The organism is Kitasatospora sp. NPDC087271, from assembly GCF_044744605.1.
Lineage (GTDB): Bacteria > Actinomycetota > Actinomycetes > Streptomycetales > Streptomycetaceae > Kitasatospora.
In genome coordinates this window covers 124244-139867 of the sequence record NZ_JBIUYQ010000005.1, presented here as the reverse complement: position 1 = coordinate 139867, position 15624 = coordinate 124244, and the positions used below count along the sequence as shown (strand labels likewise).

General features: G+C 72.4%; 9 protein-coding genes. 7 read left to right on the top strand and 2 right to left on the bottom strand.

Annotated elements, in window-relative coordinates; translation table 11 throughout:
- Nucleotides 1–159: 159 nt before the first annotated feature.
- Nucleotides 160–1542 (bottom strand): MFS transporter, encoded by a 1383-nt coding sequence (locus tag ACIO9K_RS11160; protein WP_400328582.1) that lies wholly within the window; start codon nucleotides 1540–1542, stop codon nucleotides 160–162.
- 706 nt (nucleotides 1543–2248) lie between these two features.
- Between ACIO9K_RS11160 and ACIO9K_RS11155 the strand changes: the two genes are divergently transcribed.
- From ACIO9K_RS11155 to ACIO9K_RS11130, 6 genes are all read left to right on the top strand, one after another.
- Nucleotides 2249–8353, top strand: coding sequence for an acyltransferase domain-containing protein (locus ACIO9K_RS11155; RefSeq protein WP_400328579.1), 6105 nt, complete (start codon nucleotides 2249–2251; stop codon nucleotides 8351–8353).
- The gene (locus ACIO9K_RS11150; protein ID WP_400328576.1) at nucleotides 8350–10176 is read left to right on the top strand and encodes an amino acid adenylation domain-containing protein; all 1827 of its coding nucleotides are present in this window, start codon (nucleotides 8350–8352) and stop codon (nucleotides 10174–10176) included. Before ACIO9K_RS11155 ends, ACIO9K_RS11150 begins: the two co-directional genes overlap by 4 nt.
- A 66-nt stretch (nucleotides 10177–10242) precedes the next feature.
- Entirely contained in the window at nucleotides 10243–12036 is a 1794-nt protein-coding gene (locus ACIO9K_RS11145) for a beta-ketoacyl synthase N-terminal-like domain-containing protein (protein ID WP_400328573.1), read from the top strand.
- Nucleotides 12033–13271 (top strand): cytochrome P450, encoded by a 1239-nt coding sequence (locus tag ACIO9K_RS11140; protein WP_400328570.1) that lies wholly within the window; start codon nucleotides 12033–12035, stop codon nucleotides 13269–13271. Before ACIO9K_RS11145 ends, ACIO9K_RS11140 begins: the two co-directional genes overlap by 4 nt.
- A 5-nt stretch (nucleotides 13272–13276) precedes the next feature.
- A complete protein-coding gene (locus tag ACIO9K_RS11135; protein WP_363588788.1) occupies nucleotides 13277–13972 on the top strand; it encodes a formyltransferase family protein in 696 nt (231 codons plus the stop codon).
- Between the two features lie 196 nt (nucleotides 13973–14168).
- Nucleotides 14169–14393, top strand: a complete 225-nt coding sequence (locus ACIO9K_RS11130; protein WP_063346317.1) for a holin — start codon at nucleotides 14169–14171, stop codon at nucleotides 14391–14393.
- An 18-nt stretch (nucleotides 14394–14411) separates the two neighbouring features.
- On the opposite strand, the gene ACIO9K_RS11125 is transcribed toward ACIO9K_RS11130, so the two are convergent.
- Nucleotides 14412–14618, bottom strand: a complete 207-nt coding sequence (locus ACIO9K_RS11125) for a hypothetical protein (protein ID WP_400328566.1) — start codon at nucleotides 14616–14618, stop codon at nucleotides 14412–14414.
- A gap of 98 nt (nucleotides 14619–14716) precedes the next feature.
- Between ACIO9K_RS11125 and ACIO9K_RS11120 the strand changes: the two genes are divergently transcribed.
- Nucleotides 14717–15502 carry a helix-turn-helix transcriptional regulator gene (locus ACIO9K_RS11120; RefSeq protein WP_363588785.1) on the top strand — a complete coding sequence of 262 codons (786 nt, stop codon included), beginning with the start codon at nucleotides 14717–14719 and terminating at the stop codon, nucleotides 15500–15502.
- Nucleotides 15503–15624 lie beyond the last annotated feature (122 nt).

Here is a 15624-nt window from a genome sequence, read left to right as displayed (position 1 = left end):
CCCACCCCGCGTCACTGGCCGCCCCCCCCCCCCCCGGGCGGGGCGCCCCGGGGGGGGGGGCCCCCCCCCCGGGGGGCGCGCCCCCCCCCCCTTCCGCATGATCTCGCCCGAACCCCGAACCCCGAACCCCGAACTCCGGGAGCCGGCAGGCCGGGCCCCTCAGGCCTGCCGTCGTACGGCGATGACCGCCGCACCGAGGACGCACGCGCCGGCGGCGGTGAGGTAGGCGAGGTGGTAGCCGGCGAGCTGGTCCGTGCCGGTCGCGGCGACCAGGACCATCACCGCGACGCCCGCACTGGCGCCGATCTGCTGCGCCACGACGTTCACCGCCCCGGCGACGGCGTGCTGCCGCGCCGGGACTCCGGTGAGCCCGGCGGACGTCATCGAGGGGAAGTTCAGCCCCTGGCCGATGCCGCTGAGCACCAGGCCGGGCAGCACGTACTGCACGTAGCCGCCGTCGTGCGGTGTGCCCAGCCACAGTGCGGCACCCCCGCCGATCAGGACGAGGCCGACCGCCATCAGCGTGCGCGGGGTGTACCGGGCCAGCAGGCGTCCGGTGGCGAAGTTGGCGGTGAGGAACACGGCCAGGGACATCGGCACCAGCGCGAGACCGGACTCGAAGGGGGAGTAGTCCAGCATCCCCTGGAGGTACAGCGGCGCGAAGAACAGCAGCCCGACCGATCCCATGTACTGGAGGAAGGCGGCCAGGCTCGCGGCCCGGACCGACCTGATCCGGAAGAGGCCGAGCGGAAGCACCGGGTCGGCGGTGCGGTGCTCGCGCACGAGGAACAGCACCAGGAAGGCCACCGCGGCGCCGAGGACGATCCACGCCGTCGCGCCGTCGCTGCTCACGCCGACGACGAGCAGGGTGAGTCCGAGCGTGCCCGTGATCGCGCCGGGCAGGTCCAGCCGGCCGCTGTGCCCGGCGCCACCGGGCAGTCCGGCGCGGGTCGCGGCCAGCACGGTGAGCCCCAGCAGCACCGAGAACCACAGCACCGAACGCCAGCCGAAGAACTGGGTCAGTACGCCGCCCAGCAGCACCCCGCCGCTGAAGCTCGCGGCGCCGACCGCCGCGTACACGCTGAAGGCCCGGTTGCGCGCCGGACCGGCCGGAAACGTCTGGGTGAGCAGGGCCAGCGCGGCCGGCCCGGACAGGGCGGCGCCGATGCCCTGGGCGGCGCGCGCACCCAGCAGCACCGCGGTGTCCGGGGCCAGCGCCCCGACCAGCGCGGACACGGTGAACAGGGCGACCCCGACCTCGAACACCCGCCGCCGGCCGAGGACGTCGGCCAGTCGGCCGCCCACCAGCAGGAAGCCGGCGAACGTGACGGCGTAGGCGGTCATGACCCACTGGAGCGTGGTCTCGTCCAGGTCGAAGCGCGCTCCGACCGACGGCAGTGCGGCGTTGAGGACTCCGAGACCGCTCACGTCCAGGGCGAGCGCCCCGGCCAGGACGCCGAGTGCCAGTCCCGGCCGGAGCGCCGGCTTGACCGCGGTGTCGGTGCTGTCGGTGCTGTCGGTGGTATCGGTGGCGTCGGTCATGCGGGCCTGCCGTCGACGTCGCGGCCGGTGGGACCGGCTAAGGAACGGTCGGCATCGACTGACGCCGAATCAAGATTCTCAACTGCCATGGGGGTCAGCTTGCATGGGGCGCTCAGTCGCTGTCTACCCCAATCGCGTGCCGGTGGAGCGCGCCTTTCGCGGGGTCGTGCGCCTATCCCGGCCGGGGCGGGGTGACGCGGGGGCGCTGCTGAGTCGAGGCGCCATTTCGGACCGCCGACAGCTCCAACTCGAACCGGACACTTGGAGATCAAATCTCGCCACTGCCTCAACCGGCCCTCGAATGGCGCTTGTCTCACCATTAACAAACTGGCACTCTGCTGTCCGCCGGTCGGATTAGCACTGACGATCCATTTTGCCTCAATCAGCATACTCGTCGCGCTTGACCAAATGGACCTTGGAGCCCATCGACAGTAGCCGCGCAGGTGAAGAATCCGCGTACGCGATCCTGTCGTCGATGCACCCGCGGACCGATGTGACCCAGAGATGCCCGTGATTTCTCCCGCGGTGAGCGAGCTGCGCCGCCAGCCGAAACAGCGGTACACGAACGGGAGTTCTCACTCGCTGTGAACGCGGAGATCGGAAACGCCGATCCCATCCGCATGCCGACCGTCGGCTCCACCCAGGTACTTGATGCGGCGAAGGGGACCCTCCGCGTCATGAGCCGCCCCCGTGTCCGGCTGCCCGGGTGCGGACCGAACCCCCCCGACCGGTCGGCCGTGAAGCTCCACCCGTCCATTCCATCCGCCCTGTTGAGGGAGTCGCCGTGCCCCGAGAGCGCGCAGCGCGAGACATTTCCGCCGTAACGGATTTCCTGCTTTCCCGTGTTGTCGAGCTGTTGGACGTGTCCGCGAGCGCGGTGGACCGCTCGGCGCCGCTGCACCGGTACGGACTGGACTCGCTGAGATCGGTGACGCTCGCGGCCTCGCTGTCCGAGTTCCTCGGCTGGCAGGTCCCGGCCACCTGGATGTGGCAGTACCCGACCGTCGACGGGCTGGCGCGTGCGCTCGTCGACGGTCCGCGTGCCGCGGAGCCCGCCCCGAGTGCCGAGCGCCGCCGACCGCCCTCGCACGAGCCCGTCGCGATCGTGGGCATCGGCTGCCGGTTCCCCGGCGGGCCGGACCCGTCGTCGTTCTGGCAGCTGCTGGTCGAGGGCGGCGACGCCGTCGGGCCGGTACCGGCCGCGCGACGCGAGCTGCTGAACGACAGGGTGCGCTGGGGCGGCTTCATCGACGGCATCGACCGGTTCGATCCGCTGTTCTTCGGCATCTCGCCCCGCGAAGCCGTCCAGATGGACCCCCAGCAGCGCCTGATCCTGGAGCTGTCCTGGGAGGCGCTGGAGGACGCGGGCATCGCGCCCCACAGCCTGGTCGACAGCGACACCGGCGTGTTCATGGCCTCCTGTTGGGGCGACTACGCCGCCCTGGCGCACTACCGCGGCCCCGACAGCCAGATCACCCCGCACACCGCGACCGGCATGCACGACGGCATCATCGCCAACCGGGTCTCCTACGTCCTCGGCCTCCAGGGCCCGAGCATGGCCATCGACGCCGCCTGCGCCGGATCGCTGGTCTCGGTGCACGTGGGCTGCCAGTCGATCTGGCTGGGCGAGAGCGACCTGGTGCTGGCCGGCGGCGTGAACCTGAGCTTCGTCTCCGACTACTACACCGCCATGGACGCGATGGGCGCGCTCGCCCCGGACGGCCGCTGCAAGTCCTTCGACGCCCGCGCCAACGGCTACGTCCGCGGCGAGGGCGCCGGCGTCGTCGTGCTCGCCCCGCTGAGCGTGGCACTGGAACGCGACCTGCCGGTGTACTGCCTGATCAAGGGCAGCTCCTCCAACAACGACGGTCTGAGCAACGGCATGACGGCGCCGAACCCCCAGGCGCAGGAGAAGATGCTCCGCACCGCGTACCAGCGGGCGGGCATCGCCCCGCACCTCGTGGACTACGTCGAGTGCCACGGCTCCGCGACGCCCCTCGGCGACCCGATCGAGGCCAACGCCATCGGCGCGGTGCTGGGCGGCGGCCGTACGGAGCCGCTGCGGCTCGGGTCCGTCAAGTCCAACGTCGGGCACCTGGAGGCGGCCGCCGGCATCGTCGGCCTGGTCAAACTCGCGATGTCGATGCGCAACGGCGTGCTGCCGCCGAGCCTGCACTACAGCGCGCCGAACCCGCAGATCATGTTCGACGAGTACAACCTCACCGTCCAGGACCGGCTGGCGCCGTGGCCGCGACGCTCCGACGCCCGCCGGGGCGGCGTCAGCTCGTTCGGGTTCGGCGGCGCGATCTGTCACGTCGCCGTCGAGGAACTGCCGCGCCCCGAGAGCTCGCTGCTCCTGCTGGCCGCGGACTCCCGGGAGGCGCTGGCCGAGCGGGCCCGGGCGCTGCGCGACGAGAGCGACCTGCGCGCGCTCTGCCGCCGGACGCCCGGCGACGGCCCGTTCCGGCTCGCGGCCACCGCCCGCGACATGCCCGAACTCCGCTCCCAGCTGGACGCCTTCGGCAGCGGGGCGACGGCCGCCGGGCTGAGCGTCGGGGAGCGGACCGGACGCAGGCCGCGGGTGGCCTTCCTGTTCTCGGGCAACGGCTCGCAGTGGGTGGGCATGGGCCGGCAACTGCTCGCCGGAATGCCCGTGTTCCGCCGGTCCATGATGAAGTCCGACCGGCGGATGCGGGAACTGCTGGGCTTCTCGCTCGTCGAGCAGCTGATGTCCCCGGACGGCCGCATCGACGACATGGACGTCTTCCAGCCGCTGCTGTTCTCCCTCCAGGTCGCGCTGGCCGAAGCCTGGCGCTCGCTGGGGGTGGAGCCGGACGTCGTCGTGGGGCAGAGCGTCGGCGAGTTCGCCGCCTCCCACATCGCCGGCGCGCTCGACTTCGACGACGCCTCCCGCCTGGCCGCCCACCACGGCCGGCTCCTCCAGCAGCTCGCCGTGGGGCGCGGCGAGGGCATCGTGGTGATGACCGCCGCCGACGAGGTCGGGCCGTACCTGACCGGCCGGCTCACCGTCTCCGGCCACAACGGCCTGAACTCCACCCTGGTCACCGGCACACCGCAGGAGATCGACGACCTCGTCCGGCGGCTGACCGCGGCGGGCGTCACCAACCACCGGGTCCGGATGGGCCACGCCCCGCACTCCCCGCTGGTCGACCACGTCCTCGCCCCGCTGAAGGTCGAACTCGACGGCATCAGGCCCCGGACCACCCGCATCCCGATGATCTCGACGGTCACCGGCGAACGCGTCGACGGTGCCGAGCTCGGGCCGGACTACTGGGCGGACAACCTGCGCCGGGAGATCCGGGTGGTCGACGCCCTGACGAAGCTGCGCGACCACGACGTCGACGCGGTGATCGAGATCAGCCCGCACCCCGTCCTGCTCAAGTCGGTGTCGGAGATCCTGACGGCGACCACCCTGCCCTCGCTGCGCCGCGGCGCCGACGAGGCCTCGACCCTGCTCGGCTCGCTCGGCGCCCTGTACACCGCCGGCCTCCCCGTCGCGGCCCACCCCTTCCTCGCGGGCGACCGCGGGCGGCACGTCACGCCCGGCCGGAGCGACGCCGCCGCCGACGAGCAGGTGCACCTCGTCCCCGTCACCGCCCGTACGGCCGGCGCGCTGGCCGACACCTGCCGCGAGCTGTCCAACCACGTCGAACGCGACGCGGGCCTGCGGGTCTCCGACCTCGCCTACACGCTCGCCGCCAGGCGCACCCACCACAACCACCGGATCGCCCTGTTCGCCCGCAACCGGCAGGACGTCCTGGACGGCCTCGCCAGGGTCGCCGCCGGCCAGCCGCACCCCGACGTCGTCACGGGCACGGTCTCCGGCACCGTCGACCGGCGGGTCGCGCTGGTGTTCTCCGGCGGCGGCACCCAGTGGGTCGGCATGGGCCGCGAACTCCTGCGCTCGCACGCCGGCTTCCGCACCTGGATGAACGCCTGCGACGCCGCCGTGCGCGCGGCCGGCGGCTGCTCGGTGCTCGACCGGCTCGCCGCCCCGGCCGACGAGGCCGGGTACGAGGAGATGGACTTCCAGCAGCCGGTGCTGTTCGCCCTCCAGGTCTCGCTGGCGAAGGTCTGGCTCGGACTCGGCATCCAGCCGACCGCCGTCGTCGGGCACAGCCTGGGCGAGGTCGCGGCCGCCTGCGTGGCCGGCGCGCTGTCGCTGGAGGACGCCGCCCGCGTGGTGGTCGCCCGGTCGCACCTGCTGGAGCGCAAGGCCGCCGCGGGCGCCATGATCTCGGTCGACCTGCCGGAGGCGGAGCTGCTGCCGCGGCTCGCCCCCTACGCCGCGCACGCGGCCGTCGCCGTGGTCAACAGCCCCACCAGCGCGGCGGTCTCCGGCTCGCCCGAAGCCGTCGACGCCCTGGAGGCCGACCTCAAGCGGGACGGGATCTCGACCCGGCGGATCCGGGTCGAACGGCCGGTGCACAGCCCCGGCATGGACCCGCTGCTCCAGCCGCTGCGCGCGGGCATCGACGGCATCACCCCGCTGACGCCCGGCATCGACTTCCACTCCACGGCACTGGCCGACACGGTGAACCCGGTCGCCGACGTCGACTACTGGGTGCACAACCTGCGCAACCAGGTCCGGTTCGCCGAGACGATCGGCGCACTGGTCGACCAGGGCGTCGGCACCTTCATCGAGATCGGCCCGCACGAGACGCTGCGCGGCGCGGTCGAGGAGATCGCGCTGACCCGTGGCGCCCAGGTGCACGCGATCAACTCCCTGCGGCGCGACGAGAGCGACGTCCGCTGCCTGCTGGGCGCCGCCGCGTCGTTGTACGTCAGGGGCCTGCCGCTGACCTTCGACCCGCTGTTCGCCGACGACGTCGAGGTCGTGGAGACGCCGCTCGTCCAGTGGCAGAAGGACCGCTACTGGATCGACACCGAGCCCCGCCCCGTCCGGGCGCCGGCCCCGGCCGTCGAAGCCGCGGCCGTGCCCGTGGCCCGTGTGGTGGTGGAGGAGCAGCCGACGGAGATCCGGCCGGTGGCGGAGGTCGTCCTCGCCGAGCTCGCCGACGCGCTGGGCGTGCCGGTGAGCAGGTTCGACGTGAACGCCAGCATGCTCGACTTCGGCCTCGACTCGATGCTGGCGATCCGCCTCGTCAACAGGCTGCAGTCGCTGTTCGGGCACCGGGTGTCGCCGGTGGTGTTCCTGGACGGCCGGTCCATCTCCGAGGTCGTCGGCCACTTCGTCGAGCTCACCGCCGGACCGGCCGCGCCCGCGACGGCACCGCCCGTACCGCCGGCCGCCCCCGCCTCGGCCTCCGCCCCCGCCCCCGCCTCGGCCCCCGAGGCCGAGCCGGACCGGACGTACCTCGACGAGCTGTCCGAACTGGACGCCGAGGAGCTGGTGGACGAACTGGACGCGCGCGGACTGCTGGAGGCCACCGACGCACCGGCCCTGGACCAGCTGCGCGCCGACGGCCTCGGCCTCGCACTGGCACCGGCCTCGCACGGCCAGGCCTCGCTGTGGTTCATGCAGATGGTCGCGCCGGACGCCGTGCCCTACAACTTCATGGTGACCGCCCGGATCCGGGCCGCCGTCGACGAGAAGGCCCTGGACCGCGCCGTACGAGCCGTGATGGAGCGCCACCCCGCCCTGCGCACCCTCTTCGTGGAGGCGGGCGGCCGCCCCTACCAGGTCATCCTGGACGAACCGGTGTACGAGTTCGTCGTGGCGGACGGCACCGACCTGGACGACGAACAGGCCCGCGAGGAACTGGCCCGCTACGGGCACGAGCCGCTCGACCTGGACAACGGGCCGCTGGTGCGGATCGTCCTCATGACGCGCGGACCGGCGGACCACTACCTGCTGGTGCTCGTCCACCACATCGCGTCGGACGCGGCGTCGGCCGACGTCATGATCCGCGAACTCCAGGAGTACTACGAGGGCGCCGACCCCGCCGACAGCGCGCCGGTCGCCCCGTACACGGAGTTCGTCGCGTGGGAGCGGCAGTGGCTGGCCGGCCCGGCGGCCGGCGCGGCCCTGGACTGGTGGTCGCGGAAGCTGGCCGACCCGCCCGCCCACCTCGACCTGTCCACCAAGGAGCGGCCGCCGGGCGTCACCTACGAGGGCCGCGACCTCGCCTTCCGCTGGAGTGCCGAAGAGACCTGCCTGCTGAGGGAGTTCGCGGTGCGCGAAGGCGTGTCGATCAGCACCGTCGTGCTGGCCGGGTTCTTCGCCACGCTCAACCGCGCGGTCGGCACCGAGGACGCCGTACTGGCCACCGCCATCGCCCAACGCGCCGAACCCGGCTGGGAATCCGCCATCGGCTACTACCTCAACACCGTGCTGGTGCGGGCGAACCCCGCCGGTGACCGCAGCTTCCGCGAGCTGCTGCGCGAGGTCCACGCCTTCTCGCTCGGCCTCCTGGAGCACATGAACTACCCCCTCGACCTGCTGGCCTCCCAGCTGCGGCCGCCGAGGGCCGAGGGCCGCTCCCCGTGGTTCGACGTGGTCGTCAACTGGCTGTCCTCGGACGCGTTCCCCCGGTCCGTCAAGCTCTTCCACGGCATCGGCGACACCATCACGCCCGACGGCGCGCTGCCGCTCGAACCGCTTCAGGTGCGCAGGCACCTCGCCAAGTTCGACCTCGAGATCTCGATGGCCGACATCGACGGCGAGGTGGCCGGCCACGTCCAGTTCAAACCGAGCTACCTGGAAAGGCAGACCGTGACGGCACTGCTCGCGCTGTACCGCACCGTGCTCTTCGACGCGATCGCCCAACCCGACCGGGCCATCGGCGACTTCGCGCCGACCGGCCTCCCCGAGGAGACGGACCGGTGACCGAAACCCTGCACTCCGCGTTCGTCGAGCAGGCCCTCAAGAACCCCGACGCGACCGCCGTCTACTCCGACGCCGGCGTCCTGACCTACGGCGAACTGAACCAGCACTCCCGGGAGTTGGCCGAACGGCTGGTCGCCGACGGCGCGGGCCCCGGCGTCCCGGTCGGCATCTGCGTCGAGCGCACCCCCGACCTGCTCGTCGGCATCCTGGCGGCCCTGCGCGCCGGATCCTGCTACCTGCCGCTGGACCCGAACTACCCCGCCGACCGGCTGACCTTCATGGTCCAGGACAGCGGGACCCGCCTGCTGCTCACCACCCCCGCGTCCCGGGCCAGTTGCCCGCCCGGACCGACCGTGGTCGTGCTGGGGGAGAGCGTGACGACCGAGCCCGGCGCGAAGCCCGTCGCGGTCGTGCCCGGCGACACCGCGTACGTCATCTACACCTCGGGCTCCACCGGCAGGCCCAAGGGCGTGGCCGTCCGGCACGGCGGCTGCGTGGCGATGCTCGCCGAGATGGACCGGGTCCTCGACGGCTGCGACCTGAGCGGAGTCTCGGCGGCGAGCTCGGTCTGCTTCGACCTGTCCGTGATGGAGATCTTCAACGCGCTGTGCCGCGGCGGCGCCGTCGTGCTCGTCGAGAGCGCCGTGCACCTGCCGGAGAGCCGGTACGCCGACCGGATCACCCACCTGAACGTCGTCCCCTCGGTCATGAACAGCCTGCTCGACGCCGGTGCCCTGCCGCCGAACGTGCGCACGGTCGTGTTCGGCGGCGAGGCCCTGCGCCGCAAGCTGGTGGACCGCACCTACCGGGAGACCGGCGCCGACCGGGTGTTCAACGCCTACGGCCCCACCGAGGGCACGGTCTTCTGCTCGTTCGGGCCGGTGCCCGAGGACGGGACCGACGAACCGACGATCGGCCCGCCGACGACCAGCGACCGGGTCTACGTGCTCGACGAGCAGCTGAAGCCGCTCCCGGCCGGCGAGCCCGGCGAGCTCTACCTCGGCGGCGCCGGCCTCGCGCACGGCTACGTCAACCGGCCGCGCACCACGGCCGAACGCTTCGTGCCGGACCCGTTCCGCAACGGCGAGCGGATGTACCGCACCGGGGACGTCGTCAAGTTCACCGACGGCGGCGAACTCCGCTTCCTCGGCCGCACCGACCACCAGGTCAAGCTGCGCGGCTACCGCATCGAGCTGGAGGAGGTCGAGGCCCGGCTGACCGGCTGCCCCGAAGTCCGGGAGGCCGCCGCCGTCGTCCGGGGCAACCGGCTCGTCGGCTACGTCGTGCCCGCCGGCGACGACGCGCCGCAAGGCGGCCCCCGGCTGGACGCCGCGCTCCAGAGCGCCGTCACCGGCAGGCTCGCCGTCGAACTGCCCGACTACATGGTGCCCGCGACGCTCGTGGTCCTCGCCGCCCTGCCGCTGGGGCCGGGCGGGAAGCTCGACCGCAACGCGCTGCCCGAGCCGCCGGCCGCCGACAGCGGCGGGCCCCTGACGGCCGCCGGCACGCCGACCGAGGTGGCCCTGTCGGAGATCTGGGGCCAGCTGCTCGACCTCGAACCGTCGAGCATCGACGTGCAGTCCGCCTTCTACGACCTCGGCGGGGACTCCCTGCTGCTCATCCGCCTCGCCCGGCTGATGACCCGGCGCTTCGACCGCCGCGTCCGGGTGCCCGACCTCTTCAGCTTCCGCGACATCTCCTCCCTCGCCCGCTGGCTCGACGACGAGAGCGGCGCCACCCCCGAGGCGGTCCAGTCCGCCCGTGCGCGTGCCAACACCCGCCGGGCCGCGCTGCGCGGCCGCGGCGGCGCCACCGGCCGCTGAGCCGCCGGCGTCTGCGTACAGCGGCCGCTGAGTCACCCTCACTCGAAACGAAGCAGGAGCCTCCCCATGACCGACAACCCCGAGCAGGAGTACGACCCGGGCGACGTGGCCGTCATCGGCATGTCCCTGCGGGCGCCCGGAGCCCGCACCAAGGAGCAGTTCTGGGACAACCTCGTCCACGGCCGGGAGTCCGTGTCGTTCCTGGCCAAGGACGACATCCACGTCGACGAGACCCTGATCCACAGCCCGTTCTACGTGCGGGCCTGCGGCGTGCTCGACACGTACGACAAGTTCGACCCGTCGGTGTTCGGCATCAGCGACCGGATGGCGGCCGCGATGACCCCGGAGAACCGGCTGTTCCTGGAGAGCGCCTGGGAGACGCTGGAGGACGGCGGCTACGACCCGGACCGGCTCAGGGCCGAGATCGGCATGTACGGCGCCAACAACCCGCAGACCGCCGCGCTCTACAGCTCCCCGCCGGACCGGGTGTCGGTCGGCCCCGAGGCGATCGAGGCCAGCCTGGCGTGGTCGCCGGACACCATGACCTCCAACGCGCTGTACTACATGGGGCTCATCGGTGAGGCCGTCACCGTCGCCGCCGTCTGCGCGGGCTTCCACTACGCGGTGCACCTGGCCTGTCAGTCGCTGCTGCTCGGCCAGACCGACCTGGCGATCGCCGGCGGCGCGATGGTCCGCCTGCCGCACCCGCGCGGCCACCTGTGGGAGGAGAACCGCATCCTGTCGAAGGACGGCCACTGCCGCCCGTTCGACGCCAACGGCACCGGCACCGCGCTGTCCAGCGGGGTCGTCACCGTGCTGCTGAAGCCGCTGGGCCACGCCGTCGCCGACCGCGACCACATCTACGCCGTGGTCAAGGGTTCGGCCGTCAACAACAACGGCGTCAGCGCGATGGCGTACGGCCTGGCCCAGCCCGAGCGGCTGAGCGCCTGCATCGCCAACGCCATGGAGGTCGGCGGCGTCACCCCGGACACGGTGTCCATGTACGAGGCCAACGGCCTCGGCCTGCCGATGACCGACGAGCTCGAAGTGCACGCGGCGACCATGGCGTTCGGGAAGCAGACCGCGACCACCTCGATCGGCGGGGTCAAGGGCAACGTCGGCCACGGCGGCGTGGTCTCGGGCGGCTTCGGCGCGATCAAGGCCGCGCTGGCGCTGCACCACAAGACGCTCCCGGCGACGATCAACCTGACCGAGGTCAACCAGGACCTCGACTTCCCCAGCACCCCCTTCGTGCCGCAGGTCGAAGGGGCGCACTGGGAGCCGGAGGCCGGCATCCGCCGCGCGGGCATCACCTCGATCGGTGGCGGCGGCTACAACGCGCACCTGCTGCTGGAGGAGGCCCCGACGGCCGCCGGACGCGCCCCCGAGGACGAGGGCCGGCCGCGGCTGGCCACCCTGTCCGCCCTGGACGACGACGCGCTGGCCCGCCAGCGCGCGCGGCTCAAGGACCGGCTGGAGGCCGACCCCGACCTGCGCCTGGACGACGTCTGCTTCAGCCTCAACCTCGGCCGCAAGGTGATGGCCCGCCGCTGGGCGGCCGTGGTCCGCAGCCGCGCGGAGCTGATCGCGGCGCTGTCCGACGACGCCGCCCGTGGCCCCGCCACCACGACCGCCGCCGCCCCGCAGACCGACCCGGGCTCCTTCTCCCGCTTCTCACGCAACGACAACGGGATCGTGCCGTCCGGCCAGGACGCGCGGGCGCTGTCCGAGCTGGCCGCCGCCTGGGTGACCGGCCAGCAGGTGGACTTCGAGGCCCTGCACCTGGGGGAGGCCAGCCGCCGCGTTCCGCTGCCCACCTACCCGTTCCAGCCGCGCCGGTTCTGGCGCACGGACTGGTGACCATGAGCACGCCGGCACCGGACACCGTGGACCTGGGCGACCCGGCCACCTTCGCGGACCACGACCTCGACGGGTTCTGGCGCACCCTGCGGGACACCGCCCCGATGCACTGGAACCCGCCCGTCGACGGCCGCCGGGGGTTCTGGGTGCTCTCCCGCCACGACGACATCATGGCCACCTACCGGGACAACGCGAACTTCACGTCCGAGCGCGGCAACGTGCTCGTCACGCTCCTGGAGGGCGGCGACGCCGGGGCCGGCCGGATGCTGGCCGTCACCGACGGGCCCCGGCACCACGAACTGCGCAAGATCCTCCAGCGGGTGCTCTCGCCGAGGGTGCTCGACGAGGTCGCGCGGACGGTCCGGGTCAACACCCGGCAGTGGATCCGCGAGGCGGTCGAGTCCGGCGGCTGCGAGTTCGCCGAGGAGATCGCCGGCCGGATCCCGATGACCACGATCTCGAACCTGCTCGGCGTGCCCGAGCAGGACCGGGACTACCTGCTCAGCCTGACCAAGACCGCGCTGTCGGCCGAGGACGAGGAGGTCGACGAGGTCGACTCCGAGATGGCCCGCAACGAGATCCTGATGTACTTCCTGGACGTCGTCGAGGAGCGGCGTGAGTCCCCGGGCGACGACGTGATCAGCATGCTGATCGGCAGCTCCATCGACGGTGTGCCGCTGTCCGACGAGGACGTCGTGCTCAACTGCTACAGCCTGATCATCGGCGGCGACGAGACCAGCCGGCTGACGATGATCGACTGCGTCCACACGCTCGCCGCCCGGCCCGAGCAGTGGCGGCGGTTCAAGGACGGCGAGGTCGCGGTCGAGACCGCCGTGGACGAGGTGCTGCGCTGGGCCTCGCCCACGATGCACTTCGGGCGCAGCGCCGTACGGGAGACCGAACTGCACGGCGTACGGCTGCGCCCGGGCGACATCGTCACGCTCTGGCACGCCTCCGGCAACCGGGACGAACGGGTCTTCGCGCGGCCCGGGGTGTTCGACCTCGGCCGCACCCCCAACAAGCACCTGGCCTTCGGCTACGGTCCGCACTTCTGCGTCGGCTCGTACCTGGCCAAGGTGGAGATCGCCGAACTGCTCACGGCCCTGCGGGACTTCACCACCGGGTTCGAGCAGACCGAGGAGGCGCTGCGGATCCGGTCCAACTTCCTGACCGGGTTCTCCACGATGCCGGTGCGGTTCGAGCCCGACCACCGCGGACTGAAAGAGGTCGACTGATCCGGATGAACATCTACATGTCAGGACAAGGGGGATTCGCGGTCGCGGTCGCGGAAGCCCTGTCGGACGACGGGCACAAGATCGTCGGCGCAGCCGCCCCCCGGCTGCGCAAGGGGAAGTCCGACGAGGGCGACGCGATGTGCTGGGACCGCCTGCGCTCCTGGGCGTACCACAAGGACGTCCCGTGGACGGACTCGGCCGAACTGCGCGCGCGGCACATCCCGGACGGGGTGGACATCATCGTCGCCGCGCACTCGCACGCCTTCCTCGGCCGCCAGACCCGCGCCCGGGCCGCCGTCGCCACCATCGGCTACCACCCCAGCCTGCTGCCGCTGCACCGCGGCCGGGACGCCATCCGGTGGACGATCCGCGACGGCGACAAGGTGACGGGCGGAAGCGTCTACCACCTCACCGAGCGCACCGACGCGGGCCCGCTCGCCGCCCAGGAGCACCTGTTCGTGCCCCCGGGCTCGACCGCGCAGAGCCTCTGGCGCGACCACCTGGCGCCGCTCGGCGTGCGACTGCTCCTGAAGGTGGTCACCGACCTCACCGCGGACCGGCGGATCGAGGTTCCGCAGGACGAGAAGCTGGCCACCTGGGAGCCCGCGATGGGCGCGCCACCGCTGTTCAAGCCCGAACTCATCGCGCTGCCCGGAACGGTGCAGGTCGACAGCAGCAAGTGGGCCCTGCACGAAGGGTGACGGCCAAGTGGCCTCTGGAACCGGTGCCCCGCACACCACGCGTGTGCGGGGCACCGGGCCGGTGGGTGAACCCGGCACCGGACTGGCCGCCGAGCCCGTCGTCGGAACTCGACAGCGTGAACGTGTACACCAGGGACGGCGATTCCGAGTGCCCCCCCGCGTACCTCTGCACCTTCACCGCGAAGGAGTCCCGACCATGCGGAAGTTCATCATCGACCTGGCCGAACGCACCGTCGCCACCTACGCCGTGGCGTTCCTCGGCCTGCTGCTGGCCGACGGATTCGACCTGACGTCGATCGGCGCGTTCAAGGCGGCGGCCGTGGCGGCACTGCCGGCCGCGCTGGCCGTGGTCAAGGGAGTGGCCGCGACCTTCGTCGGCGACCCGAACTCGGCAGCCCTGCTGGCCCGCCCCCACGAGTGACCGGCCCGGCCGGGTGCGCTAAGCCGGGAACTCGCCCTCGCGAACGGCCGCGGCAAAGGCGCCCCATACGGCGGCGGGGAAGGCGACATAGCCTGCCCGCTCCAGGTGCTGGACGTCCTCGCCGCCGAGCGTGACGGTCATGAAATGCGGACTGGGCTGCTCGCTTCCCTGCACGGTCAACGACAGCATCCGCCGCTTGCGCGGGCGCTGGATCCGGGAGGCCACCGCTACCTCCACCGGGGACGGGACTTGAGCGTCACCGTGGTCATGCGACCACTGTCGGCGCGACGCTCTGCGCGAGACCACCGGTAAACTGACGCCCGATGCCGACAACCCGCCATACTTCACCGCTGCCCGCCGATGCAGACGAGGAGATCCTGAAAGGCGGTGCCTGGCTGCCGCACGGCTTTCAGCTCGATCCACACAGCCACGTCCACGGTCAGCTGGTCTACGCCGCCGCCGGCGCCTTGGTCACGGCGACGGAGCGCGGCACGTGGGTCGCCCCGGCGGACCGGATCACCTGGACGCCTCCGCGCTTTGCCCACTCGCACCGCTTCTACGGGCAGACCGACGTACGGCTGGTGTCCGTCCCACTCGACTTGTGCGCCGTGCTCATCGATCACCCCAGCGTCTTCGCGGTAAGCCCGTTGCTGCGCGAGGCCCTTCTGGCGCTCACCGACGAGCCAGAACGGCGGCCTGGCGCCCACCGGCGCCTGCTCGCCGTGATCGTGGACGAGTTGGCCGACGCCGCCGAGACCTCCCTCCACCTTCCCGAAGCGAGCGACGACCGGCTGCGCGCCGCCACCGACCTGCTGCGCGCGGACCCCGCCCGGCCTTGCACCCTGGCCGAGCTCGGCCAGGCGGTGGGAGCCAGCGAGCGCACGCTCAGCCGCCTGTTCCACGCCGAGCTGAGCATGAGCTTCCACCGCTGGCGGACCACGCTGCGCATCCACCACGCCTTGGCGCACCTGACCGACGGGATGACGGTGACGGAGACCACGGTCGCGTGCGGATGGTCCAATCCGTCCACCTTCATCGACGCCTTCACCGAAGTCGTCGGCCAGACCCCCGGCCGCTATCAGGCCGGCCTGCGCTTCCACGCGCGCTAGCCCCCACCCGGGCGGTTCGCGCTGGTCAGGTGCACAGCGCGCGACGCCAGAGCCAGCTTGGCGGGTTTCCGGTATCGGGTGTCGACTTACCAGTGGTTCGCGGCCCGCCGGGTCTTCCATAG

Bases quoted from the DNA above. Each gene is read 5' to 3' on its own strand.
- ACIO9K_RS11130 (WP_063346317.1), top strand. From the start codon at position 14,169: ATGCGGAAGTTCATCATCGACCTGGCCGAACGCACCGTCGCCACCTAC.
- ACIO9K_RS11135 (WP_363588788.1), top strand. From the start codon at position 13,277: ATGAACATCTACATGTCAGGACAAGGGGGATTCGCGGTCGCGGTCGCG.
- ACIO9K_RS11160 (WP_400328582.1), bottom strand. From the start codon at position 1,542: ATGACCGACGCCACCGATACCACCGACAGCACCGACAGCACCGACACC.
- ACIO9K_RS11145 (WP_400328573.1), top strand. From the start codon at position 10,243: ATGACCGACAACCCCGAGCAGGAGTACGACCCGGGCGACGTGGCCGTC.
- ACIO9K_RS11120 (WP_363588785.1), top strand. From the start codon at position 14,717: ATGCCGACAACCCGCCATACTTCACCGCTGCCCGCCGATGCAGACGAG.